This window comes from Glutamicibacter sp. BW80 (assembly GCF_002332385.1).
GTDB lineage: Bacteria > Actinomycetota > Actinomycetes > Actinomycetales > Micrococcaceae > Glutamicibacter.
The window spans coordinates 1-24,312 of sequence record NZ_NRGV01000020.1; the positions used below are offsets into that span (position 1 = coordinate 1).

A 24,312-nucleotide genomic window follows, 5' to 3' on the forward strand; every position below is an offset into this window, starting at 1 on the left:
GGGGGCGGGCAACAGGCTTTTTAAGCATCCTATCGAGGGGGCATGCCGTCGTGGCTGGCCAGCGAAGAATCCGCTGAGGTTAGCATGTCCACTGATAGGGGGTGGTTGCGGAGACCTTCAGCAGACCATAGCGTTCGAGGATGGGACGGGAGTACTCGGTAGAGTCGCTATGGATCAGCGTTTTGCCCAACTTCAGCGCGGAGCGGGCCCGGGCAGCCGTCAGCGCACGGTAGATCCCTCTTCCGCGCCATTGCTCAAGGGTTCCGCCGCCCCAGATGCCTGCAAATTGCGTTCCGGGAACGGGTTCAAGCCTTCCGGCACTGACGATCTGCCCATTGGCTTCGGCAACCCAGAGTTCCATCCCGTCATCGGTGGCCAGGCGCTGCAACACCGCCTCGGCGTGATGCTCCGACACCGGATCGCCGAAGGCCTCATCCTGCATCGCACACATCGCGCGCACTTCTGTCTCGGTTGAAACTTGGCGCAGCCGAACGCCCGCCGGCAACTCGACGTCCACCGCGAGATCCGCTGCCGGCCCAATCATGATGGACTCGGATTCTTCGGCAACGAATCCATGGGCTAGCAACTCGTCGTGCAGTCCGGGTGCATGATCGTGGCCGCGCGTCTTCCACTCAACCCGGGTGATCTCGGGCGCTAGTTCGTAGTGGGTCAATGCCTCGCCAACTAGGCTGGAAAGATCAATCCCGCTGGCCCGGTCAACGTGCGGGTAGGTGATGAACCCTCGGCCCTTCGCGAAGCTCACCAGGCGCAGTGGACCGAGCCGTGCCACGTTGAGCGCGCTCGGCGTTTCTGCATCGGTGCGAAGCTGCTCGTCGTATAAACCAAGAAATTCTGCGGCCAATGCTGTGCCCATGGTTGGTTCCCGCCTGCCGGATGGATCAAAAGGGCGCCTCCTGAATAATCAGAAGGCGCCCTGGGAAGTTGTGCGGTTACGGCTTCTCGCCGCAGACCACCTTGTGCCATGGCTGGTAGGTCCAGCTCTTGACATCCGGTGGCAGGGTTTTCGAACCGTCAACCGTCGTGCGATTGCGCGTGATGTCGATGGTGAAGCCCTTCTGCCCGCCGCTTTCGGAAACACATTCCTTGGCGGTGTTGTACTTGATCTCCGGGTTCGTCTGGTTGTACTTGCCCGAGCTCTTCTGCGAGACCTTCCAATAATCGGTGCTCCACAGCCGAGTGTGCACCCGGTCCCCGGATACCCAGGCCTGGATCATCACACCATAGGGGGAGTTGTTCTTCCAGATCATGTCGACCGAGCCTTCCCACAGGGTGGCTTCGCGCCCCGCCGGGTAGCGTTCGAACCAGCGGGAGTGCGGCTTGTGGGTGACGTCGTCGTAGCCGGCAAGGAAGCCGACGTTGTACAACTGGGTGGAGATCTGCGACAGGCCTCCGCCAACCGCTTCACTGGAGAAGCCGTCGACCACCACGCCGGAACCGAAGTAGCCGTTGGCCACGGTGATTGGGCCCAGGGCCTTGAGCAGCGAGAAGTTCTCCCCGGGCTCGATCACGGTTCCGTTGATGCGTGCCGAGCCCGCACGCAGGTTCTTGGTGCGGACCGTGTCATTGGTCGGGTAGGGGGTCGAGAATTCGACGATCTCTTCCTTGATGCCCAGCTTCTTGGCGTCTTCGGTGGTGAAATCGGCTTCCGAAGCGCTCAGCACCACCTTTGCGGTGCGCTCCTTGGTTTCGGTCGCGGCCAGTACCTTGGCGCCCAGGCCCTTGGTCTCGAGCGCGACGCCGGTCACCGATTCCTTGATGGTGGGCTTGCCATTTGCCAGCGTGATGCGCGCGTTCTTGGCCGTGCTGCTCAACTCGGAATTCTTGGTCGCCGCGGCAAAGAGCTTCTTGTCGTCCAGGGTGATGGCCGGGGCGCCGTCCTTCGGCGTGTAGCTGGCCGCGGCGGCGATCGAAGCGGTCGAAATATCGACCTTCTTTTCATCCGAGGTCAGGGTGACCTTGTCCGCGAGCAAGGACTTCACCTGGTCGTCATAGAAGGACTGCAAGGCATCGGGGGAAATCTCCGGCTTGGTGACCTCGCTGGGCAGCTCAATCCCGGCTGCGCCGATGCGCCATTCTTCGCTCAGCAAGCTGGCGGCCTCATCTTGCTTCAACACGACGCCAACAACGGGCGCGACGAGCGTTGCCTTGCCCTCGGCGAAGGTGATATCTCCCTCGGCGACCTCGGCGTTTGCCTTCTTGGCCAGCGCCTGAAGTTCGGTGTTGAGCTTGTCGTTGGCTACGTCGATGCTCGCGGTGGCGGTGTATTTTCCGGTTAAGCGATCGAGCAGATCGGCCGGGTTTGCTTCGTATCCGGTCAGGTCGGCGACCGTGTCATCGATGTTGAGCGTCAGCCCCGCCTTGGCCGGATCAATTTTGTAGCTCTGGGCATTTACCAGGACCTCGAAGGGCTCAGCCGCCAAGGGCGCCACGGATTCACTCAGGGCAGCTCGTGCTTCGTCCTGGCTCATCGAACCGATGTTCACCCCGGCGATGCTCGTATTAGCCGGGATCTGGGCGCTCACGAAGGCTGCACCGCCGAAATAGAGCGCCGCCGCAGCCACCACGCACGAACCGGTAATGATCCAGGGCTTGGCCTTGCTCTTGGCCTTGCCCTTGGAACCGTTGCGAGCGGAGGGTGAGGATGAACTGTCCGGGGAGGGAGTCTGCACTTGTCTGTTAGCTCTTTCGAAAAGCGATTGGGGTCGGGCACGGTACGTGAATTATTACTTCCAAGTACAGCAATGCACCAAAAGAAATACTAACGGGTGGAGCAACCGACACGCGGTGTTGTGTGAGCAATCGCCTGAATTGTTATCGAGTTGTTGGATTTCAGGCCGCCAGGTCATCCAATACTAGGTCGGCGATCACATCCAGGCGGCCAAAATCGATGCGCGCGCCCGCTTGCTCCCGCAGCGCCGGCTTCGCGTTGAAGGCTACACCCAGTCCTGCGGCGTTGACCATGTCCAAATCGTTGGCACCGTCCCCGGCGGCGATGGTTGCCTCCATGCCGATGCCGTGTTCGGCCGCCCAGGCGCGCAGCATCTTTTCCTTCATGGCGCGATCCACGATCTGGCCATGCACGGTGCCGTCGAGCAGGCCCGCGGTGATGCCCAGGGTATTTGCCAGCGCGTGGTCCAGCTTGAGCTTTGCCGCCAAGGGGTCCAGGATCTGTTGGAATCCGCCGGAGACCACGCCGACCAGGTGCCCGGCTGCATGGAAGCGCTGCACCAGTTCGCGTGCGCCGTCGGAGTAGACCACGCGCGCAATGACTTCGCTCAAGACGGTTTCCGGCAGGTCTTTGAGTGTGGCCACACGCTGAACCAGCGATTGGGCGAAGTCCAATTCCCCGCGCATCGCAGCTTCGGTGACCGCGGCGACCTCCTCCTCGCGCCCGGCATGGGCCGCAAGCAATTCGATGACTTCCTGCTTGATCAGGGTTGAATCGACATCCATCAGCAGCAGCATGCGCGGCGCATCGGTCAGCGCGGAATCCACCACGGTCACGCAGGCGTCCGCAGCCGCAAGCGCACCGGTTGCGACGTAGGCGTCAAAGGCCTCTTGCGCCGCGATTCGCAATGCGGTCGAATCAGCATTCTCGATGCGCACCCTTGCCACCATGCGCTCGGCTGAATGCTGCACGCTCAAGGCGGCGTCGGCGGCGAGGGGCAGGGCCTTGCCCACATGGTCGATGAGCGAATCGAAAGTTTCGCGGGGTAGTGCCGGGCGGGAGACGAGGGTCAAAGTTGAAGCCATGAAACTATTTTCGTCTCTGGAGCCAAGTACGACCAAACATGACGGTCGGTTCCTTTCCGCTGGCGGTAGAGCCAATGCACTTGTACACGTTGGTTCAATGAGTTTCGGATGGCCAATCTGCCAGCAGGCCTGATGGGCGCGAGCGATCCGTTGCCGGGTTCGCTTCTCGCCGCGCACTCAGCGGGAATTCTGCCGGTTATCCGCTTCCTTGACAAGCGGGGTACCCGCCACGGCTAGACTGCTATTCGGCGCTCGGCCGGTCCACCACGGGCGCGTGGAGTCTTATTCCACATCAACCACGGTGTTTTCAATTAGTGAATCAGAGAACGAAAGTCTAGGCTTAAAAACCATGAGCGAAGTGCTAACTTTCAACGATGTCAGCGTGATGCGCGGGGGTAAAAACCTGCTCAAAGACGTGTCCTGGGAAGTCACAGAAGGCCAGCGGTGGATCGTGCTGGGCCCCAACGGCGCCGGCAAGTCGACCCTGATGAACATTGCAGCCACCCGTCTGCACCCCACCCGCGGCACCGCGGGCATTTTGGGCGAAACCCTGGGCAAGGTCGACGTCTTCGAATTGCGGCCGTTGATCGGTTTGAGCTCGGCACTGGTCGCCAACGCCATTCCTGGCAACGAGACCGCGCTGAACGTGGTTCTCACCGCCGCCTACGGGATGACCGGGCGCTGGCGCGAGAAGTACGAACGTCTCGACGAGCGCCGTGCCTTCTCCATGCTCCACCAGTGGGGCATGTCCACCTTCATGAACCAGCCATTCGGCAAGCTATCCGAAGGCGAGCGCAAGCGCGTACTCATCGCCCGTGCGCTGATGACCGACCCGGAACTGCTGATTCTCGATGAACCAGCCGCAGGCCTGGATCTCGCCGGGCGCGAAGAACTGGTGACCAAGCTCACCGAGCTGGCCGCCGATGAAGACTCCCCGGCCTTGGTGCTGGTGACCCACCACCTCGAGGAAATACCGCCTGGCTTCACCCACATCTTGATGCTCAAGGACGGCGAAGTGGTTGCCTCGGGCGATATCGCCTCCACCCTGACCGAGGAAAACCTCAAGGCAACCTACGGGATGGAGCTGAGCATGCGCGAAGACGCCGGCCGCTACTCCGCCGTCGCGCGCCGCCAAGGCTAAGGACGCGCTGAACTGTGATCGAATTTTGGCGTGAAGCGTTAATCCTGCTCGGCGGACTGTGGGCGGGAACCATCAACACGGTGGTGGGGTCGGGCACGCTGGTGACCTTCCCCATCCTGGTCGCATTGGGAATCACCCCGGTCAACGCGGTCGTCTCCAACGCCATGGGCCTGATCGCCGGCGGCTTCTCCGGCGCCTGGGGCTACCGCCGCGAAGCGGCCAGCGTGAAGAAGACCCTGCTGAAACTGGTGCCGGTCTCCCTGATCGGCGGACTGATCGGTTCGCTGCTGCTGCTGAACCTGCCCGAATCGGTGTTCGGTGTGGTCGCCCCGGTGCTGCTGCTCTGCGCCTTGGTGCTGGTCATCTACCAGCCGAAGCTCGCCGCCTGGGCCAAAACCCGGCAAGCGCAGCGCGGCGGAAGCGACCCGGACGACGCGGACCGCGCGAAGATCCCGCTGATCCTCTACGTGCTGGTCTTTGTCATCGGCGTCTACGGCGGATACTTCACCGCCGCCCAGGGCGTGCTGCTCATGGCGGTCTTCGGCGTCTTCCTGCAGGCTTCCCTGCAGCAGTCCAACGCCATCAAGGTGATCCTTTCGCTGCTCGTGAACCTGGTCGCCGCCGGGATTTACCTGCTGATCGCACCGGAACGCATCCACTGGCTGATCGTCCTGCTGATCGCCGTCGGCTCGCTGATCGGCGGGTTCATCGGCGCGAAGGTGGGACGCAAGCTCTCCCCGGGATGGCTGCGCCTGGTCATCGTCATCCTCGGCGTCGTCGCCTTGGCGAATATGCTCTACAAGCTGGTAGCCGGTGCCTGAGATCACCAACCCCGAACGCATCCTGCGGGTCGAAGATCTGCATGATGATGCGCGTTTGGACGAATACCTGCGCCTCTCCGAAGCCCACCTGCGCATGCGCACCGACGTGGAAAACGGCCTGTACATCGCCGAAAGCACCACGGTGGTCACCCGCGCCATCAACGCCGGCCACGTGCCGCGCAGCTTCCTGCTGGCCGAAAAGCACCTGGACCAGCTGGCCGAAGAGTTCGAACGCTTCCCCGAGGTGCCGATCTTCATCGGCAACGACCGGCAGCTGCAGGACCTGGTCGGCTTCCACCTGCACCGCGGCGCGATGGCTTCGATGAACCGTCCGGCACCGCTGGACCTGGGCCAGGTGCTCACCGCCAGCTCGCGGATCGCGATCCTCGAAGACATCGCCGACCACACCAATCTCGGCGCGATCCTGCGCTCGGCCTCCGGACTGGGCGTCGACGCGGTGCTGATCACCCCGAAGTGCGTAGACCCCTGGTATCGGCGCAGCGCGCGCGTGTCCATGGGCACCGTCTTCGACCTGCCCTGGGTGCGGCTGAACTCCTGGCCAGAGGATATCGCGATCCTCAAGGACCATGGCTACACGATGCTGGCCATGGAACTGACCGAGGACGCGGTGGCGCTCAACGAGGTCGAGATGACCGAAGGAAAGAAATTTGCGATGATCCTGGGCAACGAAGGCAGGGGAGTGGCAGAGCAGACCCTGGCCTTGGTTGACCAGGCGGTGATGATCCCGATGCGCCGCGAAGTCTCCTCGCTGAACGTCGGCGCGGCCAGCGCCATTGCCTTCTGGCACCTGTGCTCCGCGCCACGCAATTGAGTTTCGCAGAACTTGGTTTTGTGGGATAGGATGGAATGTCTGTGTATCGACCCTGGTCGAGGTCGCAGGCTAATTTTCCGAGCAAGTAGCTGCTGGCAAAATCCAGTGGCCATAAACCAAAAGGTGTATAGCTATGAAGGCTGATATTCATCCACAGTACGGTCCAGTTGTCTTCAACGACCTGGCTTCCGGCGAGCAGTTCCTGACCCGTTCGACCCGTTCGTCGGACAAGACCATCGAGTGGGCAGATGGCAACACCTACCCAGTGATCGACGTCGAAATTTCGGCTGCATCGCACCCGTTCTACACCGGTAAGCAGCGCATCATGGACACCGCTGGCCGTGTCGAGCGCTTCAACGCCCGCTTCAAGGGCTTCGGCGGCAAGAAGTAATTCTTCGCCCCTCGCAAGCTTAAAACGGCGCGATTCCAGTTTGACTGGAATCGCGCCGTTTGCTTTTTAACCGGCAGCACACCGCCGGTCGATTGGCCTGCGCAGCCGAGGTGTCACAGATCCGGCGCGGGCGGTGTCTTCATGTCATAGGACCCAGAACCGACCCGCAGGAGGAGTCATGACCAGCAGGATCCCGGCCACAGAAATCACCGGTCTCTACGGTGCACTCATCAAGAAATTCAGCGCGAAGATGTTCGGCAAAGTCCCGGAATCCCTGGGCGTGATGTGGCACAACAAGCCCGTGCTCAAGGCATCCATGGGCATCGGGCAGAAGGTGCAGAAGTGGGACAGCTGCGATGAGTCGCTGAAGTCTTACGCCCATATGGCCGTGGCCTCTTTCATCGGCTGCACGTGGTGCCTGGACTACAACTACTTCATGGCGCACAACCACGGCCTGGACCTGGACAAGGCCCGGCAGATCCCGTGCTGGCGCGAGTCCGAGGTCTTCACTCCGACGGAGCGCGACGTCCTGGAGTATGCAGAGGCCATGAGCGCCACGCCCGTCTCGGTGACCGACGAACTCTCGGCACGGCTGCTCGAGCAATTGGGCGCGCCGGCGCTAGTCGAACTGACCAGCGTCATCGGCTTCGCCAACCTCACCACCCGCAGCAACGTCGCCCTCGGCATCGAATCCGAGGGATTCGCCGATTCCTGCGGGCTGAAACCGCTCGCGGAGCGCGGCGGCCGCGGAGTAGCATAGGCGGCATGAGCAACCTCGGCGCCGCTGACCTGCAGGATCCGTTCCTCGTGCACCGCGGCCTGCTCTTCACCGTCGCCTACGAGATGCTCGGCTCCGCGGCGGATGCCGAGGACGTGGTGCAGGATGCCTGGCTCCGTTGGGCCGAATTGGACCCCGGCGTCCGCACGGCCGTCCGCGACCCGCGGGCCTACCTCGTGCGCACCGTCAGCCGCCAGGCGCTCAACCGCCTGCGCACGCTGTCCAGGCGGCGGGAGGACTACGTCGGGCAATGGCTGCCCGAGCCCCTGCTCACCGTGCCGGATGTCGCCGAGGACGTGGAGCTGGCCGAAAGCGTCTCGATCGCCATGCTCACCATCCTCGAATCGCTCGCCCCCGTGGAGCGTGCGGTATTCGTGCTGCGCGAAGTCTTCGACGTGCCCTACGCGGAAATTGCCGAGTCCGTGGGCAAGTCGGCGGCCGCCGTGCGCCAGATCGCCAGCCGCGCACGCTCTCATGTGGCCGCCCGGCGCCCCCCGCATGCGCGTGGATCGCGGCGAGCAGCGGGAAGTCGTGGAAAGCTTCCTGGCGGCGGTCACCACCGGGGATGTGCAGGGCCTGATGGACGTGCTGGCCCCCGACGTCATACTCATCGCCGACGGCGGCGGCGTCGCCCAGGCCGTTCGGGTGCCGGTGTACGGTGCCAAGAAGGTGGCCAATCTGCTGCGGCTCTTCCCGGAGGCCGCGCAAAACCCGAAGATCGCGCTTCTCTGGCTCAACGGGGGCCTGGGCATCCGCATCGACGATGAAGCAGGCGGTCCCTCACTCATAAGCCTGGTGGAGGAAGGCAGGGTCGCACGGATCTTCGCCATGCGGAACCCGGACAAGCTCGGCCGCTTGGAGGCGGAGACTCCGCTGGAGCGCTAGCCGGTCAATAGCCGCAGTGCGCAACCGCCGGCAAGGAGCAATTCGTCGCCCCTCGCGCCGTTTGCTCTTTAACTCCCCGCCAACCTGAGACGATAGAATCGTCCCATGAAGCATCATGGCGAATACAAGGTAGTCGGCGGCAAGCTGGTCGTGGTAGATCTCGAAAGCGTCAACGGGGTGATCGCCAACGCCTCGGTGAATGGCGACTTCTTCCTGGAGCCGGACGAAGCCCTCGAAGACCTCAACGCAGCACTGGAGGGGCTGCCCACCGAAGCCAGCCACGGCACCATCCGCGATGCGGTCAACGCGAATCTGCGCGAAGGCGCGGTAATGTTCGGCTTCGACGCCGACGCAGTGGCCCGTGCGGTACGCCGGAGCCTGGGCCACGCGACCAAATGGGAAGACCACCAGTGGGAAATCCTCGGTCCGCAAATCATCCCAGTTGCCGAACAAGTAGCCCTGGATGAGGTGCTCACCCGGCAAATCGCCAAGGGGGAGCGCAAACCCACCATCCGTTTCTGGGATTGGGATGAATCCGCGGTGGTGATCGGCTCCTTCCAGTCCCTGCGCAACGAGGTGGACATGGAACAGGCCAAGCACCACGGCATTAAGGTGGTTCGCCGTATTTCCGGCGGCGGCGCGATGTTCATGGAGGCGGGCAACTGCATCACCTATTCGCTGTACGCCCCGGATTCGCTGGTGGACGGCATGAGCTTCGCAGACTCCTACCCATTCCTCGATGACTGGGTGATGCAGGCCCTGGAATCAGTGGGCATCAAGGCGCACTACAAGCCGCTGAACGACATCGCCACGCCCAGCGGGAAGATCGGCGGCGCGGCGCAAAAACGCCTGGCCAACGGGGCGCTGCTGCACCATGTGACCATGAGCTATGACATCGATGCGCAGAAGATGGTCCAGGTGCTGCGCATCGGCCGTGAAAAGATCTCCGACAAGGGCATCACCTCGGCGGTCAAGCGCGTGGATCCGCTCAAGTCGCAGACCAGTCAGAACCGCTCGCAGCTGATTTCGACGATGATGGACACCTTCGCCAAGCGCACCGGCGCCACCCGGGCGCAGCTCGATGAGCAGACGCGAAAAGCCGCCCAGGACCTGGCCGAATCGAAATTCGACACCGAGGGCTGGACGGCTCGCGTTCCCTAGTATCTTCCAACATAACCAATGGCTAGTGACCGCAAGGTCAGGTTGTTTGTGCACTCCGAGAATGGTGGCCGCGCTCGGACGAACTATAACGTCGGTATTGTCGCGTAGCATCCGAATTATGTTAAAGCGATTTTTATACCTCGATGAAACTGCGTTGGATCAGTACTTAAGCGCATATGAGGGTGGCCGCACTGTAGAACATGTTGTCCGCCAAAAAGATGGCAAAGCTACGCAAGGCAGAGCGGGAATCAAGCAATTAGGTGTAGAACACGAAAGGAATTCTGGTAACGAAGTTTCACTGACGCTTTCGGACACTGCAGAATCGAAATTTGAACGACTTGTCCAAATTGTGGAGGATCAAAATGATGTTTCTACTTGGCTGGAAGTTATGGATCCAACGTCAGACTTTACACAGGTAGCAGTTGGAGCAATGGTTTCCTGGGAATGCGATGTTTACATTCCAGAGATAAGCAATGTGCTCTCGTCGGGAGGCGAATTGGCAGCTGCAATTTCAACAATAGAAGCGATTCGACCATTGGCTGAAAGTTTCAATTTTGACTTTGGAGGTATTCCGGGACAGAAAGAACTATCCGGCGTTCAAAGTATCGTCAACTCAATGGGGTCAAATCTTATAATTGTCGGCGACGATTCTGAAACCGACTGGAAAGTCTCTGGAAAAATCAAGAGCGATTGTATACATGCGGATGTAGATGATTTTGATGATCGGGCGATCATAGTCGGAAAGATTTCGAAGATTCTCGGAGAAGGCCAGTTTAAGCCGTATGTATCATTCCCTGGAATGAATCTTGTTTCGCGCGAAAAGCGACGCGCGATGGAACGTACCAAACCGCAAGAAGGCCAGGAAAGCCAATATTTATCTGGTCCTGCGGCTACATTGGATATCCTAGCTATCTATCGATAAGTGCCCGAGTGATTCATCTTAAATCGATGTTTAAGCGCACCGGCGCCACCCGGGCGCAACTCGATGAGCAGACGCGAAAAGCCGCCCAGGACCTGGCCGAATCGAAATTCGACACCGAGGCCTGGACGGCTCGCGTTCCCTAGCGCCGGGGCAGCCTAGCGGCTGATCCGGCTGAAGGACTGCGCCTGCAGGCTGCGCTGGAGCTCCGCACGTTCTTCGATCAGGATGCGCTGCAGGGCCGCCGGCGCGGTCTGATTGGCCTCTAGCCAGGCGTTGGCCGCAAGCAGCGTCGGGTTCTGCGCCGGGTCTCCGGTCAGATCCTGGATGCCCGGATAGAGCCCCTCGATCACGCGCGTGGCGAATTCCATGCTCATCGTTTCGAAGACCGGCAGGATGGCTGCCCAGTAGCGCCGTTGGCAGTCGGCCAGGAGGCTGGGAGATCCCATGGCAAACCCCTGGGCGATCGCCGAGAGCGCGTCATTGGACAGCGGGCCGTTGTCATCGTGGCCCATCAGCACCGTGTCGAAGGCGGCTTCCTTGACCGCGGCATCCGGGCGGGCGGCCAACGCGGTGCGCACGGAATTCTGCGCGACGCTGGTCGGGTTGGCCTTCGCCGCCTCATGCATCCGCGCCTGAGCGGCGGAGTCCATCCGGCCCGAGGCCGCGAGGGCAATATAGCTGGCCCAGCGCAGCTGCTCATCGACGGTGACCCGGTAGGGATTCGGTTCCTCGGCGAGGAAGGCGTCGATGATCTCCGGCGCCACTCCGGAGCGCGCCAGACGGGCGAGCATGCGCGCGGTGGTGGTTTGCTGGTCGCTGCCGGAGGCGAAATCAGCGAGCCAGCCGGTGAGCACCCGAGCCGCCTGCTCGCGCAGTGCCGCGCGAAGTTCCGGGGCGACATACTTGGAGATCGAGGTGGCCAGCTGGTCCAGCAGCACCGAGAACACCCCCGAGTCCTCGATGGTGTGGGCGTGCTCCAAAATCGCCGCCACATAGCTTTGCCCATCGAGTTTCCCCTGGCGGACCGCATCCCAGAGCGAGGCCCAGCAGGTGGCGCGCGGCAAGGAATCGCGCAGCGCCCCCAGATGCTCCAGCAGGGTCCGCAGCGAGCGCTCATCGAATTCGATCAGCGCATAGGTTTCATCACCGTCGTTGGGCAGCAGCAGGTCCGGGGCGCGCTGGCCGACCAGGAAATCCAGCTCGACGCTGGCGCCGAGCAGTTCCACGCGCTGGGATTCGGTGCGCTCCAGGATGCCGGCGCGCAGCGTGTAGGCGGCCACGCTCAGCACGTGGGGGCGGATGATCTGCTCGCCGCTGATCGGATCGATCCCGCGCTGCTCCAATTGCGCCGCGGTGATCAGGCCCGATTCGTCCACCGTGTAGTGCGCCGCGAGCTTCGGCACCCCGCTGGTCTTCAGCCAGGCATCGGCCCAACCGCGCATATCGCGCCCGCTGGCCTTTTCCAGGGCCTGCAGGAAGTCTTCCAGCGAGGTATTGGCGTACGCGTGCTGCCGGAAGTAGGCGCGCGCCGCATCGCGGAAGGCCTCGGCTCCGACGAAGGCGGCCAGCTGCTTGAGCACCGAGGCGCCCTTGGCGTAGGTGATGCCGTCGAAGTTCTGGTCCGCGGCCAGCAGATCCGGAATATCCGCCACGATCGGGTGGGTGGTCGGCATCTGGTCCGCCACATAGGCCCAGGCCTTGCGGCGGGCGGCGAAGGTGGTCCAGGCGGTGGTGAAGTCGGTGGCCTCGTCATTGGCCAGGGTGCCGATGTAGTCCGCGAAGGATTCCTTCAGCCACAGATCATCCCACCACTTCATGGTGACCAGGTCGCCGAACCACATGTGCGCCATCTCATGCATCAGGGTGTTGGCGCGCTGCTCATGCTGGGCCTCGGTGGCCTGCGAGGTGAAGACATAGCGTTCGGTGAAGGTCACCAGTCCGGGGTTTTCCATGGCGCCCAGATTGTATTCGGGGACGAAGGCCGAATCGTATTTGCCCCAGGGGTAGGGGAAGTCGAATAGTTCGTGGAAGTACTCCAGGCCCTGGCTGGTCAGCTTCAGGATCTCTTCGCCGTCGAAGTGCTCGGCCAGCGAGGCGCGGCAGGTGGCCGCCATCTCGATGCTCAGCTCTTCGCCGTCGGCCAGTTTCTGCAGGTGCGTTCCGCGCACCACATGGTAGGGGCCGGCGAGCACCGCGGTGATGTAGCTGGAGATCGGAGCGGTCGGCGCGCAGGATACGGTTTTGCTGCCGTCGCCGTTGTTGACCTCGTCGAGGACCTGCTGGTTGCTGGCCAGATGCCAGCCTTCCGGGCCGGTGAGGGTGAAGCGGTAGCTGGTCTTCAGATCCGGCTGCTCGAAGCAGGCGAAGACGCGGCGCGCCTCGGAGGGCTCGAACTGCGTGTAGAGATAGGTCTGCCCGTCTTGCGGATCCACGAAGCGGTGCAAGCCCTCGCCGGAGCGGGAATAGCTCGAGCGTCCGGCGATCCGCACGGTATTCGGCGCGTCGGTGCGCAATCCGCGCAGATAGATGCGCGCGTCGAGCACCGCATCGGCCACCGGGATTTCGGACCCGTTGAGCACAATGCTCTGGATCGACTCGTGTATGTAGTCGATGAAGGTTTCGGGGGAGGCCGCCGAGAAATTCAGCGTCGTCACCGCGGCGAAGGAGGTCTCCGCCGCGTCGGTGGCGTTGCGCAGATCAAGCTCGACTTCTGCGAAGTGCCAGCCGATGTTGGCGGCGCGCCAAGCTGCCTCGTCGCGTCGCAGGTTCTCATTGGGTGCATAGCGTTCTAATGTGTCCACCCTTACAGCTTAGCTGTGAAATAAATGTTTGATAATGCCCCGAGGGGTGGCAGTTATTCTGCCGCGGCGTGCATTCGGGCTAGCAGTTGGCGGATTCCCTGGAAATGCTCGGCCAGCAGCAGGCGTGCCTGCTCGATGTCCTTGGCGCGAACCGCCTCGAGAATCGCGCGGTGGGCCGCCGCGGTCTCCAGCAGCGTCGGCTTGTCCGGCTCGGCCTGGCCGATCACGTCGTGGATCGAATGGTAGACCTCCCAGAACACGCCGAGCAGATTGCTGAGCAGGGTGTTGTTCAGCGGCTCGAAGAGGATCCGATGGAAGTCGCGGTCCGCGTCGGTGAACATGTCGCCTTCGACCGCCGAATGCTCCATGCGCACCACGGCGGCTTCCAGCGCAAGCAGATGCTCCTCGGTCACCGCGCCGATGGCCTGGCCGATCAGCCCGGTCTCCAGGGCCTGGCGCACATCCACCAGCTCGCCGGCCTCGTGGCCGCGGTGGCGCAGCGACATCTGCCCGCGGAAGGAGAGCGAATCGTGCAGCGCGCTGAGCGTATTCTCGGCGACGAACATGCCGAATCCGTGCCGGGTGTCGATGATGCCCAGCGCCTGGAGCACCTTCACCGCTTCGCGCAGCGAATTGCGCCCCACGCCCAGTTCGGCCATCAAGTCCTGTTCGGTAGGCAACGGGTCTCCGGGAAGCAAGTTCCGTTCCAGGATCAACGCGGTGATATCGGAGGTCAGCGCCCGCAGGCGTGACTTTGCATCGGTGCGGCGTGGCCCATTAATCGTCATGAACTTCTCCAATTTTCCAATTCGCGGCTGTGAGCTAGTTGACCACCGCTAGTGATTACCATTACAGTCTAGGCTATAGATCGGACATCCTACGTCCGATGAACTGACATTATTTCCTTGGAGGTGGCATCGATGGCACTTAATGAAGTGGCAAACAAGCCCTATGCTCGTCGAGACTTTTTGAAGATTACCGGCATGGTCGGCGCGGCCGCGGCATTCTCCGCCAGCCTTGCCGCGTGCTCATCGGGCAGCAGCACCGAAGGGTCCGCCGGATCCGGGTCAGCTGCCACCGCAGGCCTGCTCACCGCCGGCATTTCCTACGCTCTGTCCACCGGCTTTGACCCGATGACCTCCTCGGGGGCCACGCCCTACGCGGCGAACATGCACATTTTCGAGGGCCTGGTCGATCTGCACCCGGCCACCCGCGAACCGTATCTGGCGCTGGCCGCCGCGCAGCCGGTCCAGGTTGACGACACCACCTGGGAAGTGGCGCTGCGCCAGGACGCAACATTCCACGATGACAAGCCGGTTACCGTCGAGGATGTGGTGTACTCCTTCGAACGCGTGCTGGATGCCAAGAACGCCTCGCTGTTCGCGCAGTTCATTCCGTTCATCAAGTCGGTCAAGGCCAAGGATGCGAACACCGTTTCCTTCACCCTGAACTACGCCTTCCCGCTGTTCCCCACCCGGATCTCGGTGGTCAAGGTTGTCCCGAAGGCCATCGCCTCCAAGGACCAGCTGGCCTTCGACGCCACCCCGATCGGCTCCGGCCCCTATAAGTTCGTCTCCGCCACCAAGGACGACAAGATCGAATTCGCCAAGCACACCGGCTACAACGGCAGCCAGACGGCCACGGCCGAAAAGATGACCTGGTTCCTGCTCTCCGATGCGGCCGCGCGCGTAACCGCCATGGAATCGGGCCGCGTCCAGGCCATCGAAGACGTGCCCTACCTGGATATGGAGCGCCTGAAGGCGAAGGCCAGCGTGGAATCGGTGCAGTCCTTCGGCCTGCTCTTCTTGATGTTCAACTGCGCCGAGAAACCCTTCGACGATGCCAAGGTCCGCCAGGCCCTGCACTACGGGCTGGACACCGAATCCATCATCCAGACCGCGCTGCTGGGCAATGCCAAGGCCGCGACCTCCTATGTGCAGGACACCCACCCGGAGTACCTCAAGGCGGACACCGTCTACAACTACGATCCGGCCAAGGCCGAAGCGTTGCTGAAGGAAGCCGGAGTGGGCAACCTGAGCTTCGAGCTGAAGACCACCGACACCTCCTGGGTGAAGGACATCGCCCCGCTGATCCTCGAATCCTGGAACAAGATCCCGGGCGTCTCGGTGACCATGCAGAATCTGCAGTCCGGTGCCCTGTACGCAGACAATGTGGACTCCGGGAAGTTCACCGTGGTCGCCGCCCCGGGCGACCCATCGGTGTTCGGCAACGACCTGGACCTGTTGCTGTCCTGGTTCTACCGCGGAGATGTCTGGCCTAAGTCCCGCTTCCGCTGGAGCGGAACCAAGGAATACAAGGAGCTGCAGACGCTGCTCGACCAGGCGGTCAAGGCCGAAGATGCGGCCAAGGCGAAGGAAGCGTGGGGCAAGGCCATCAACCTGATCGCCGCCGAGGTGCCGCTCTACCCGGTGCTGCACCGCCAGCTGCCCACCGCCTGGAACCCCGATGCGGTCGAGGGCTTCGCGCCGCTGCCGACCACCGGGGTGTCCTTCGTCGGCGTATCGCCTAAGGCCTAGCCGCACCGCCTGGCCGGGCACCGCCTTTGCGGGCGGAGCCCGGCCAGAGACGAGCCACATTCACTTCCCAACCCAACGGAGTCCTTGCGTGGGAAATTTCCTCAACCTGCTGCTACGCCGCCTCGCGGCACTGCCCGTGATGATTCTGGGCATCTCGCTGCTGGTCTTCATCATCCTCAAACTCGCCCCCGGCGACGAGGCAACCAGCGCCCTGGGCGAAGGTGCCTCGGCGGCCGCCAAGGAAGCCTACCGGGAAGAGCGCGGACTCAACGATCCGATCTTCATCCAGTACTTCGCCTTTCTCGCCCGGCTGATCCGGCTGGACTTCGGCAGCACCACGCCGCCGGCCCAGTCGGTGAGCACCATGATCCAGGGCGCCTTCCCGCTGACCTTGCAGCTGACCTTCCTCGGGGTGGTCATCGCCGTGGTGATCTCGCTGGTCTTCGGTGTGCTCGGCGCGCTCTACCGCGACAAGTGGCCGGACCAGCTGGTGCGCATCTTCTCCATCGCCGCGATCGCCACCCCGTCCTTCTGGCTGGGCATCCTGCTCATCCAGTGGTTCGCCCTGGGCGCGAACCCGCTCTTCCCCTCCGGCGGCGCCGCCCCGGCTGGCGGCGGCTTCGGCTCCTGGCTGAGCCATATGGCCCTGCCCGCGCTGGCCCTGGCCATCCCTGTCTCCGCCTCGCTGACCCGCGTGGTGCGCACCTCCATGGTCGAGGAGCTGGACCGCGACTACGTGCGCACCGCCATCGGCAACGGCGTGCCCCGCAACGAGGTGGTCAGCCGCAACGTGCTGCGCAACGCACTGGTCACCCCGGTGACCGTGCTGGGGCTGCGCATCGGCTACCTGCTCGGCGGCGCGGTGGTCATCGAAATGATCTTCTCGCTGCCCGGCATGGGACAGCTGATCATGAACGGCATCACCAATCAGGACACGAACCTGGTCCAGGGCGTGGTGCTGACCATCGCGATGACCTTCGTGCTGGTGAACATCGCCGTCGACCTGTTGTACCTGCTGATCAACCCACGTATTAGGACGGTGTAGCGATGACCATCATGGCCCCACGCAACAATCTGGTGCAACGCCTCAGCGCGGGCGGCAGCCGCTTCCGCGCGCTGACCCTAGGCTCCAAGATCTCCTTGGCTTTCCTGGTCCTGGTGGGCCTGCTCGCGCTGCTGGCCCCGGTGCTCGCCCCGCACGATCCGCTAGCCACCGGCACCCCGGCCCAAGCCCCGGGGGCCGAACACCTCTTCGGCACCGACCGCCTGGGCCGCGATATCCTCTCCCGGCTGCTGCACGGCGCGCAGGCCTCACTGCTGGTGGGCCTCGGCTCGGTGGCGCTGGCCCTGGTGCTCGGCGGGCTGCTCGGCGCCCTGGCCGCCACCAGCAGCAAGTGGGCCAACGAGACGATCATGCGCATCATGGACATGCTGATGGCCTTCCCGGGCATCGCCCTGGCCGCCGCGCTGCTGGCCTCGCTGGGCAACTCGCTGCCGGTGATCATCCTGTCGATCGCGATCATCTACACCCCGCAGATCGCCCGCGTGGTCCGCGCCAATGTGCTGGCCCAATGGGGCGAGGACTATGTGCGCGCCGAACGCGTGATCGGCGCCGGACGCTTCTTCATCCTCGGCACCCATGTGCTGCGCAACTGCGCCGCCCCGGTGATGGTCTTCGCCACCGTGATGGTCGCCGACGCGATCATTCTCGAAGCCTCGCTCTCCTTCCTCGGTGCGGGCATCCAGGACCCGGCCCCGAGCTGGGGCAATGTGATCTCCTATGGCCGCACCCTGGTGCTCAACGGCGCCTGGTGGGCCACCACCTTCGCCGGCTTGACCATCCTGCTCACCGTGCTGGCGCTGAATATCCTCGCCGAGGGCATGACCGACGCGCTGGTCAACGTGAAGGGCGCGGGCAAGCCGCGCGCGAAGAGCGCAGAGCGCTCGGCCGTGGCCAAGGCTGCCACCGACGAGCACGCCCACGAACGGCTTCGCCGCGAACTGGACCTGCTGGCACGCACCGAATCCCAGCGCACCGACCGGCTCGTCTTGGATGAGCCGGATCCGCGCACCATCCTGGAGGTCAAGAACCTCTCGATCCGCTTCCCGGACCGCTACGGTGCGACGCAGATCGTGCAGGACGTGTCCTTCACCGTGCGCGAAGGGGAAACCATGGCGCTGGTCGGCGAGTCCGGCTGCGGCAAGTCGATCACCTCGCTGGCGATCATGGGCCTGCTCGGCCCCGGCGCGCAGCTGTCCGGATCGATCACCTTCGAAGGCAAGGAACTGCTGCCGGCCACCGCCGACGGCGGCACCCTGGCCGGAGACGACAAGGTCTACAAGGGATTGCGCGGAGAATCGATCGCGATGGTCTACCAGGACGCGCTCTCCAGCCTGAACCCATCGATGCTCATCGGCGAGCAGCTGCGCCAGCTCACCCGCCGCGGCGGGCGCAAGAGCCCCGAAGAGCTGCTGGCGCTGGTGAAACTCGATCCGCGGCGCACCATGCGCTCCTACCCGCATGAGCTCTCCGGCGGGCAGCGCCAACGCGTGCTGATCGCCATGGCCCTCTCGCGCCGCCCGAAGCTGGTGGTCTGCGACGAGCCGACCACCGCACTGGACGTCACCGTGCAGAAGCAGGTGGTGGACCTGCTCAACGAGCTGCGCGAGCAGCTGGGCTTCGCGATGGTCTTCGTCAGCCACGACCTGGCGCTGGTGGCCTCGCTGGCCCACCGCGTCACCGTGATGTACGCCGGACAGGTCATCGAGGCCGGCCCGATCCGCTCGGTGCTGGCCAATCCGCAGCACGAATACACCCGTGGCCTGCTCGGCGCGGTGCTCTCCATCGAATCGCAGGCCGAGCGCCTGCACCAGATTCCGGGTACCGTGCCCAGCCCGTATGACTTCGTGCCCGGGGACCGCTTCGCCGAACGCAGCCAGCGCCCGGACGCGGACCCGCATCATGCCACCAGCTTCGTGCCGGTCACCGGGAATCCCGAGCACCGCTGGGCAAGCCACGAGAACGCAGGAGTCAACCGATGAGCACCGACAACGCACCTGTGATCGAGCTGCGCGGCATCCACGTGCACCACAAGATCCGCGGCGGCAAGCTGTTCTCCCCGCGGCTGATCAAGGCGGTCAACGGGGTGGACTTCTCCGTGGCCCGGGGCGAAACGGTGGGCATCGTCGGCGAATCGGGCTGCGGCAAGTCAACCCTCGCCTCGGTGCTGGTCGGCCTGCAGGAACCCACCAGCGGGCAGGTGCACTTCGCCGGAAAGCCGGTGGGCAAGCGCATCGCCGCCGGGCGCAAGGCCTTCGGCCGGGCCGTCGGGGTGGTCTTCCAGGACCCGGCCACCGCGCTGAACCCGCGCATGAGCATTATGGACACGCTCACCGACCCGTTGCGCGTGCACGGCATCGGCAACGCCGCCTCGCGCACCGCCCGCGCCCTGGAGCTGCTCTCCGTGGTCGGCTTGCCGGCCTCGGCCGCCACCGCCCTGCCCAGCCAGGTCTCCGGCGGGCAGCGCCAGCGCGTGGCCATCGCCCGGGCGCTGGCCCTGGAGCCGGAGGTGATCGTCGCGGACGAGCCCACCAGCGCGCTGGACGTCTCGGTGCGCGCCCAGGTGCTCAACCTGCTCACCGACCTGAAGGCGCAGCTGAACCTGGGCATGGTGTTCATCTCCCACGATATCCAGACCGTGCGCTACGTTTCGGACCGCATCTGCGTGATGAACTCCGGCGAGCTGGTCGAGGAAGGCACCGCCGCACAGGTTTTCGACGCGCCGACCAACGAATACACCCGCACCCTGCTGGGCGCAGCTCCCTCGCTGCTCCAGCTCTAGGCACCCACAATTTCAGGGCCCGAAGAATTGGGCCCCAAGCAGAAGGATCAGTTACGTGGCATTTGTTAATAACCCGAAGTACAGCGGCGTCATCCCACCGGTAGTCACCCCCCGCTCGGCCGACGGCCAGCTCGACATCCCATCCCTGCAGCGCGTGGTCGAGCACCTGATCGCCGGGGGAGTCTCCGGGCTGTTCGTGCTCGGTTCCTCGGGCGAGGTGCCCTACCTGTCCAACGCCGAACGCGAGCAGGTGATGCGCGCCATCGTGGCCGCCAACTCCGGACGCGTGCCGATCCTGGCCGGCGCCAGCGAGCAGACCACCGTGCGCACCATCGAGGAAGGGGCGCGGTTGCTGGACCTCGGCGCCGACGCGCTGGTGGTCACCACCCCCTTCTACGCGTTGAGCAACGCCGCGGAGATCGAGGCGCACTTCCGCGGGATCAAGGCCGCGCTGAACGTGGACATCTTCGCCTACGACGTGCCGGTGCGCACCCATCACAAGCTGCCGCTGGAGGTGGCAATCCGCCTGGCCAACGACGGGGTGATCGTGGGCGTGAAGGATTCCTCGGGCGATGACGTGTCCTTCCGCCAGCTGCTGCTGGCCACCCGCGAGATCGAAGGCTTCTCGGTCTTCACCGGCCACGAGGTCGTCGTGGACGGCGCGCTGCTCGGCGGCGCCCACGGCGTCGTGCCGGGACTGGGCAACGTGGACCCGGCCGGCTACCGCCGCCTGTTCGAGTTGGCAGTGGCCGGCGACTGGGCCGGAGCCGCCGCCGAGCAGGACCGCCTCGCGGCCCTGTTCAACATCGTCTACACCCCGGATTCGGCCCGTGTCTCCGGCGGAGCCGCAGGCTTGGGCGCCTTCAAGACCGCGCTGGTCGAGCTCGGCGTGATCGCGGCGAACACCATGAGCGTGCCGATGGAAGCGCTGAACGCGCAGGAGGCCACCGCCATCCGCACCATCCTGAACGAAACCGGACTGCTCACCGCGGCGGCCAGCTAGGCATGAGCGAACACCGCTTCGGCGCCGGCGCGGTGCTCGCCCTGGATGTGGGCGGCACCAAAATCGCCGGCGCCGTGCTGGATTCCCGCCGGCAGATCATCGCCACCGGGCAGGTGCCTACCCCAGCGAGCGCTGGAGCGCTGGCGGTGCTCGACGCGATGGCCGGACTCGTGGGGCAACTGCGCGGAAAGACGCACGAGCAAATTCTGGGCCTCGGCCTGGGCGCGGCGGGAGTCATCGACCCGGCGAACGCGCAGGTCACCTCCGCCACCGATACCATCGCCGGGTGGGCCGGAACGGATTTGCGCACCGAACTGCTGGCCCGCACCGGGCTGCCGGTCCGCGCGGTCAACGACGTGCACGCCCACGGACTGGGTGAGGCCCGCGCCGGTGCCGGACGCGCGGCGAAGCAGGTCTTGCTCTTCGCGGTCGGCACCGGCATCGGCGGAGCACACCTGGTCAACGGCCAATTGCTCTCCGGCGCGCACCATGTCGCAGGGCATATGGGGCACATCGACTCGCCGCTGGCGACCGGGCTGCCCTGCTCCTGCGGCCGCACCGGACATGTCGAAGCCATCGCCTCCGGTCCGGCAATCCACCGGCATTATCTCCGCCTCGGCGGAGATGAAGGAGTCTTGGACACCCGAGAGCTGACGGCTCGCGCCGGACAGGGCGATGAGCTCGCCCGCCGTGCGCTGCATACCGGGGCCCTGGCCGCCGGCATGGCGCTGGCCTCGCTGGGCAATGTGCTGGACCCGGAGCTGATCATCGTCTCCGGTGGGATGGCTGGCGCCGGTGATCTTTGGTGGCAGGCACTGCGTGCCGGATATGCCGCCTCGGCCATTGACCCGCTGGCGCACACCGCAATCGTGCCCGCCCAACTGGGCAACGACGCAGCATTTTACGGGGCGGCCAGCTTATTCTGGCCGGCCAACGAGAGGAATTAGAACCATGTTGCTCAGCGAACCGCAGCTAGAAGCCCTGCGCGGACGATTGATCGTCTCGGCGCAGGCCTATCCGGGCGAACCCATGCGCAACCCGCAGACCATGGCGCAAGTCGCCGCCTCCGCGGTGATCGGTGGGGCGGCCGCCGTCCGCGTGCAGGGAATAGCGGATATCCAATTCACCCGTTCGGCGGTCGAGGTGCCGGTGATCGGCTTGTTCAAGGATGGCCATGAGGGCGTGTTCATCACCCCGACAATCCACCATGCCCTCGCCGTGGCCCAGGCCGGAGCGCACATCGTGGCGCTGGACGGCACGCGCCGGGCTCGTCCCGATGGCAAGTCCCTGAGGCAAACCATCACCGCGGTGCACGAACAAACCGGTGCGCTGGTGATGGCCGACTGCGGTTCGCTCGACGACGCGCTGGCGGCCGCCGCGGACGGAGCCGATCTGATCGGCACCACGCTGGCCGGGTACACCGGAGAACGGGCCAAAACCGAGGGCCCGGACTTGGAGCTCCTCGCCTCCATTGCCGCCGCGGGGCTCGAACGGCCGCTGGTCGCCGAAGGGCGCATCCACACCCCGGCCCAAGCCCGTGCCGCGCTCGATGCCGGAGCATTCTGCGTTGTGGTCGGCACCGCGATCACCCACCCGGCGAGCATCACCGGATGGTTCGACGCGGCGCTGAGCCCATAACAGAACCTGCTTCCGGCCAAACACCTCGCGCAGCCAGAGAATTAGCCCTATCGCCGCGGGGTGGCTCAGGGATTGCTTGGAGCCGTGGGCGCGGGCCGACCCACCACTCGGGCGCACCTTGGCGATGCAGATCTCCTCGATTACCTCCCCTGGAAGGTGTCCAACCTTCGCTTGCAGCCCATCGTGAGTTACTGCGCCATGAGGGAATTGGCCGCAATTATGGCCGGAAGGCCGTTGCCTAGCCGTTCGAGGATGTACCGCTCGTGTGGAACGACTTTGCCAGGCAGCTGTCCAAGGTCGAACCAAGTAAGTGCCGACGCCTTGTGCGGCTCCATGATTTGGGGCGCACCGGTCCAAGCGGTGCATTCAAAGAAGAAATCGATGCGACCACCCGAGGTTTCGTTGCCGCACTGCGGCCGGTGGATAGTGGTTAGCGGCTTGAGTTGCATGGCATCCAGTTCGATCCCGAGTTCCTCCTTTGCCTCACGAACGGCCGCTTGGATGGCCGACTCACCCGCTTCGACGTGACCTGCGGCAGCATTTGACCAGTAATTGTCTAGATAACCGGAGCCCTGCCTGCGCTGCAGGAGAACTCGATGCCTATCGCGAATGACTACGTAGCTCACGGGCGTCAGCGCGTTCCTGTTGTTGATGTGAAATCACTGCCTCTGAGTATTTAATAAGCTGGCCACGAGAACGACCAGCCAAAGCGGATGCGATGGCTAAACTGCGAGATCTCTAGTCAGTAGTGCCTGCGCACGACTTTCAGATTAGATAATCGTCTGTTTTGAAGTCTTCGATTTTTGGTCAAATGCCAAATTACCTGCCCCTTCGTGATTGCCAAGCAGTCGCCGAGCGTACCAATGGTTCAACTAATTGAACAGCTAGTTTGCCAGGCTTGTGAAGAGGTCCAGTGCAAATACGACCGTGAAGAACAGAGCGATCCAGAATGCGACTAAGGCCCAGTTGCTAAAAAACTTGTTCTCTTTCGAATGAGTTCGCTTCCGATCTTGGCGTTCCCAGCAGAAAGTCCCAATAAATACCAGCGTCAAAAATAATGAAATAAGCATTGGCGCTAGCATGGTCTTTCTCATTCCGGTAGGCTAAAAGATGTTGCTGCTGATCATAGTAGGAAGTTTATTCGATACCGATGGGAGATGAAAATGACTAAAAGCCTAGTGGATACGCCCAAATCTCATATCGCGTGCCCTGCTGGAACTCGATGTTTATTCATTCTCGCCCCTGCCTTGTCGATCGCCTTGACGCTGCTGGCCTATTGGGTGGCCAGCCCGTGGATCCCGGACCATGTGGCAATACATGTCGGTCCCGACGGAGTTGGCTACGGATCGGCACTGCGCATGTTCGTGACCTGCTGCATCATCGCCACGGTGGCATTCATCGTTGGAGGAGTCACCGCGAGGGGATTCTTCGTGTCCGGACACTGGTATCAGATTGAGAAATCGATCGTCGTGAGCACGGAATCATTCGCCTATGCGGTGCTTGGCGTTGGGCTTGGTTCAGTCATGAGCACCTTAGGGCAAGAACCCAATGGTTCCAACACCCAAAGTGCTGGTATCGGATTATTGTCGTTCGTGCTCGTTTTCATCGCATCTGCCACCGTTTATGTCTTAGCGCTTCCCAAAGGGCGCTTTGAAGAGCTAGATACCGCATAGTTCGGCACAGTTCTCGCGCACGCTCGAGAGTGCGTAAAGGTCCGTCGACTAGAGACCTGTGCCTGTCGCTTTGGGCAGAACAACTTCAGCGGTGTTGTTCATTCTCGCTGGTG

At 63.4% G+C, this 24,312-nt stretch carries 22 protein-coding genes and 1 pseudogene; 17 read left to right on the forward strand and 6 right to left on the reverse strand.

Annotation, left to right across the window (positions count from 1 at the left end; translation table 11 throughout):
- Window positions 1-79: 79 nt before the first annotated feature.
- From CIK76_RS05585 to serB, 3 genes are all read right to left on the reverse strand, one after another.
- The gene (locus tag CIK76_RS05585; protein ID WP_096284293.1) at window positions 80-874 is read right to left on the reverse strand and encodes a GNAT family N-acetyltransferase; all 795 of its coding nucleotides are present in this window, start codon (window positions 872-874) and stop codon (window positions 80-82) included.
- A gap of 76 nt (window positions 875-950) precedes the next feature.
- Entirely contained in the window at window positions 951-2,690 is a 1,740-nt protein-coding gene (locus CIK76_RS05590; RefSeq protein WP_096284295.1) for a VanW family protein, read from the reverse strand.
- 160 nt (window positions 2,691-2,850) lie between these two features.
- Window positions 2,851-3,774, reverse strand: coding sequence for a phosphoserine phosphatase SerB (serB, locus tag CIK76_RS05595; RefSeq protein ID WP_096284297.1), 924 nt, complete (start codon window positions 3,772-3,774; stop codon window positions 2,851-2,853).
- A gap of 349 nt (window positions 3,775-4,123) precedes the next feature.
- Here serB and CIK76_RS05600 point away from each other — a divergent pair, with 349 nt between their 5' ends.
- The 9 genes and pseudogenes from CIK76_RS05600 to CIK76_RS05635 all read left to right on the forward strand — a co-directional run bounded on the left by CIK76_RS05600 (window position 4,124) and on the right by CIK76_RS05635 (window position 10,705).
- Complete coding sequence (locus CIK76_RS05600; protein ID WP_096284300.1) at window positions 4,124-4,915, forward strand: ABC transporter ATP-binding protein; 792 nt, start codon at window positions 4,124-4,126, stop codon at window positions 4,913-4,915.
- Window positions 4,916-4,929: 14 nt separating this feature from the next.
- The gene (locus CIK76_RS05605; RefSeq protein ID WP_096284302.1) at window positions 4,930-5,736 is read left to right on the forward strand and encodes a sulfite exporter TauE/SafE family protein; all 807 of its coding nucleotides are present in this window, start codon (window positions 4,930-4,932) and stop codon (window positions 5,734-5,736) included.
- Entirely contained in the window at window positions 5,729-6,568 is an 840-nt protein-coding gene (locus tag CIK76_RS05610; protein WP_255248360.1) for an RNA methyltransferase, read from the forward strand. Before CIK76_RS05605 ends, CIK76_RS05610 begins: the two co-directional genes overlap by 8 nt.
- Window positions 6,569-6,701: 133 nt before the next feature.
- Window positions 6,702-6,959, forward strand: coding sequence for a type B 50S ribosomal protein L31 (locus CIK76_RS05615; RefSeq protein WP_096284304.1), 258 nt, complete (start codon window positions 6,702-6,704; stop codon window positions 6,957-6,959).
- 178 nt (window positions 6,960-7,137) lie between these two features.
- Window positions 7,138-7,719: a carboxymuconolactone decarboxylase family protein gene (locus tag CIK76_RS05620; RefSeq protein WP_096284306.1), complete on the forward strand. Its 582-nt coding sequence runs from the start codon at window positions 7,138-7,140 to the stop codon at window positions 7,717-7,719.
- Between the two features lie 83 nt (window positions 7,720-7,802).
- A pseudogene (locus tag CIK76_RS19975) lies at window positions 7,803-8,153 on the forward strand (sigma-70 family RNA polymerase sigma factor); the annotation flags it as partial.
- Between the two features lie 82 nt (window positions 8,154-8,235).
- Window positions 8,236-8,622, forward strand: coding sequence for a hypothetical protein (locus tag CIK76_RS19980; RefSeq protein ID WP_343252113.1), 387 nt, complete (start codon window positions 8,236-8,238; stop codon window positions 8,620-8,622).
- 105 nt (window positions 8,623-8,727) lie between these two features.
- Window positions 8,728-9,783 carry a biotin/lipoate A/B protein ligase family protein gene (locus CIK76_RS05630; RefSeq protein ID WP_096284308.1) on the forward strand — a complete coding sequence of 352 codons (1,056 nt, stop codon included), beginning with the start codon at window positions 8,728-8,730 and terminating at the stop codon, window positions 9,781-9,783.
- 118 nt (window positions 9,784-9,901) lie between these two features.
- On the forward strand, window positions 9,902-10,705 hold the full coding sequence (locus CIK76_RS05635) for a hypothetical protein (protein ID WP_096284310.1): 804 nt from the start codon (window positions 9,902-9,904) through the stop codon (window positions 10,703-10,705).
- Window positions 10,706-10,860: 155 nt separating this feature from the next.
- Here CIK76_RS05635 and pepN read toward each other — a convergent pair whose 3' ends face one another.
- Together pepN and CIK76_RS05645 are read right to left on the reverse strand one after the other, a co-directional pair.
- On the reverse strand, window positions 10,861-13,506 hold the full coding sequence (gene pepN, locus CIK76_RS05640) for an aminopeptidase N (RefSeq protein WP_096284312.1): 2,646 nt from the start codon (window positions 13,504-13,506) through the stop codon (window positions 10,861-10,863).
- Window positions 13,507-13,559: 53 nt separating this feature from the next.
- Window positions 13,560-14,294, reverse strand: a complete 735-nt coding sequence (locus CIK76_RS05645) for an FCD domain-containing protein (protein ID WP_096284314.1) — start codon at window positions 14,292-14,294, stop codon at window positions 13,560-13,562.
- Between the two features lie 132 nt (window positions 14,295-14,426).
- Here CIK76_RS05645 and CIK76_RS05650 point away from each other — a divergent pair, with 132 nt between their 5' ends.
- The 7 genes from CIK76_RS05650 to CIK76_RS05680 all read left to right on the forward strand — a co-directional run bounded on the left by CIK76_RS05650 (window position 14,427) and on the right by CIK76_RS05680 (window position 22,526).
- Window positions 14,427-16,043 carry an ABC transporter substrate-binding protein gene (locus tag CIK76_RS05650; RefSeq protein WP_096284316.1) on the forward strand — a complete coding sequence of 539 codons (1,617 nt, stop codon included), beginning with the start codon at window positions 14,427-14,429 and terminating at the stop codon, window positions 16,041-16,043.
- An 88-nt stretch (window positions 16,044-16,131) separates the two neighbouring features.
- Window positions 16,132-17,088 (forward strand): ABC transporter permease, encoded by a 957-nt coding sequence (locus tag CIK76_RS05655; RefSeq protein ID WP_176484106.1) that lies wholly within the window; start codon window positions 16,132-16,134, stop codon window positions 17,086-17,088.
- A gap of 11 nt (window positions 17,089-17,099) precedes the next feature.
- On the forward strand, window positions 17,100-19,085 hold the full coding sequence (locus CIK76_RS05660) for a dipeptide/oligopeptide/nickel ABC transporter permease/ATP-binding protein (RefSeq protein ID WP_096284334.1): 1,986 nt from the start codon (window positions 17,100-17,102) through the stop codon (window positions 19,083-19,085).
- The gene (locus CIK76_RS05665; protein ID WP_096284318.1) at window positions 19,082-19,885 is read left to right on the forward strand and encodes an ATP-binding cassette domain-containing protein; all 804 of its coding nucleotides are present in this window, start codon (window positions 19,082-19,084) and stop codon (window positions 19,883-19,885) included. The genes CIK76_RS05660 and CIK76_RS05665 overlap by 4 nt, the downstream gene beginning before the upstream one ends.
- A 55-nt stretch (window positions 19,886-19,940) precedes the next feature.
- Window positions 19,941-20,888 carry a dihydrodipicolinate synthase family protein gene (locus tag CIK76_RS05670; protein ID WP_096284320.1) on the forward strand — a complete coding sequence of 316 codons (948 nt, stop codon included), beginning with the start codon at window positions 19,941-19,943 and terminating at the stop codon, window positions 20,886-20,888.
- A 2-nt stretch (window positions 20,889-20,890) separates the two neighbouring features.
- Window positions 20,891-21,835, forward strand: coding sequence for an ROK family protein (locus CIK76_RS05675; RefSeq protein WP_217990342.1), 945 nt, complete (start codon window positions 20,891-20,893; stop codon window positions 21,833-21,835).
- Window positions 21,836-21,839: 4 nt separating this feature from the next.
- Complete coding sequence (locus CIK76_RS05680) at window positions 21,840-22,526, forward strand: N-acetylmannosamine-6-phosphate 2-epimerase (protein WP_096284322.1); 687 nt, start codon at window positions 21,840-21,842, stop codon at window positions 22,524-22,526.
- Window positions 22,527-22,714: 188 nt separating this feature from the next.
- On the opposite strand, the gene CIK76_RS05685 is transcribed toward CIK76_RS05680, so the two are convergent.
- Window positions 22,715-23,152, reverse strand: coding sequence for an NUDIX domain-containing protein (locus tag CIK76_RS05685; protein ID WP_255248361.1), 438 nt, complete (start codon window positions 23,150-23,152; stop codon window positions 22,715-22,717).
- Between the two features lie 531 nt (window positions 23,153-23,683).
- Here CIK76_RS05685 and CIK76_RS05695 point away from each other — a divergent pair.
- Complete coding sequence (locus CIK76_RS05695) at window positions 23,684-24,199, forward strand: hypothetical protein (RefSeq protein ID WP_141393483.1); 516 nt, start codon at window positions 23,684-23,686, stop codon at window positions 24,197-24,199.
- Window positions 24,200-24,312: the final 113 nt, after the last annotated feature.